Origin of the sequence: Plesiomonas sp. (genome assembly GCF_051650925.1) — a bacterium.
Lineage (GTDB): Bacteria > Pseudomonadota > Gammaproteobacteria > Enterobacterales > CAMTGL01 > Plesiomonas.
Window position 1 is genome coordinate 1 of record NZ_JBOFRH010000224.1, and the last position, 1,109, is coordinate 1,109.

General features: G+C 51.3%; 1 protein-coding gene. It reads right to left on the reverse strand.

Going from position 1 to position 1,109, the window contains the following annotated elements:
- Nucleotides 1–41: 41 nt before the first annotated feature.
- Nucleotides 42–647 (reverse strand): 1,6-anhydro-N-acetylmuramyl-L-alanine amidase AmpD, encoded by a 606-nt coding sequence (ampD, locus tag ACRC27_RS05310; RefSeq protein WP_438639365.1) that lies wholly within the window; start codon nt 645–647, stop codon nt 42–44.
- Between the last annotated feature and the right edge of the window lie 462 nt (nt 648–1,109).

Consider the following 1,109-nt stretch of genomic DNA (forward strand, 5'->3'; position numbering starts at 1 on the left):
GTATATACCCAAGCGACTTGGCGTAAGAAGGGTATATCCGGTTAATGCGACTCGCCACGAACTACGGCAAGCCGCGCATAAAAATTATCCCAATCAAAGGCTGGGCCCGGATCGGTTTTGCGCCCCGGCGCAATATCGCTGTGGCCGGTGATCCTGAGAGTCCCCTCCGGTGTTGCCATGGCCGGATAAGTGTCTAGCAACAGCGCAGTCAGTGTCACTAAACGCTGGTATTGCGCATCGCTGTAAGGCGTGTCGTCAGTGCCTTCTAACTCAATGCCCACCGAATAATCATTACAGCGTGGCCGCCCCGCATACTCAGAGACCCCCGCATGCCATGCTCGCTGATTAAACGGAACATACTGCACAATCTCACCATCACGCCGGATCAAGCAGTGCGCCGACACCCGTAGCTGATAAATATCGGCAAAATACGGATGTTCGTCTGGCGGCAAAGTACCGCAAAACAGCTGATCAATGTACGGCCCGCCAAACTGACCGGGCGGTAAACTGATATTGTGCACCACCAGCAACGATACCGGCTCGTCTGCCGTCCTCGCATCACAATGAGGTGAAGGGCAGTGACGCACTCTCGCGCCGCTCAACCAGTTATCCTGCAACTGTAAGGCCGGTTGCTGTGTTGCCGTCATCACCTCGTTCCTTTCGTTGTTCTGTTTTGCATCGCGTTTTTGAATCCAGTTGAACGGTAAGCTTGCTGCGCTATTCGAACATAACACAAACATAACCCGCATCCCTCTGCATGCTGTTAGCATTATAAAAAGCTCACTATGAATTCATAGCTTCTAATGCCTAGCTTCTAATGCCTAGCCTCTAATACCTAGCATAAATTCAGCGCCGCAATTAATCGCCTGAATTAACCGCATCGCTTCACGTCGCCGAAAGTTAACCTTGCAGCGGCTATGCTTAAGCAGATAACTGCACAGATATTTAAGCAATAGCCATGCCGCTTCGTCTTACACCCCAAAGACAACCAGAACCGCTTCAGCCGTGCGCAGCGCAGAGTTTGTTACATGACGGATGCGAAAATACACGCAGTACGTTACCATCTTCAGCAGGATTTAAAGTGGAGTTAACCCATGCCGCGTCGCATT

What these genes read in the sequence shown, in the direction of transcription:
- ampD (WP_438639365.1), bottom strand. Translation starts at nt 647, where the DNA reads ATGACGGCAACACAGCAACCGGCCTTACAGTTGCAGGATAACTGGTTG.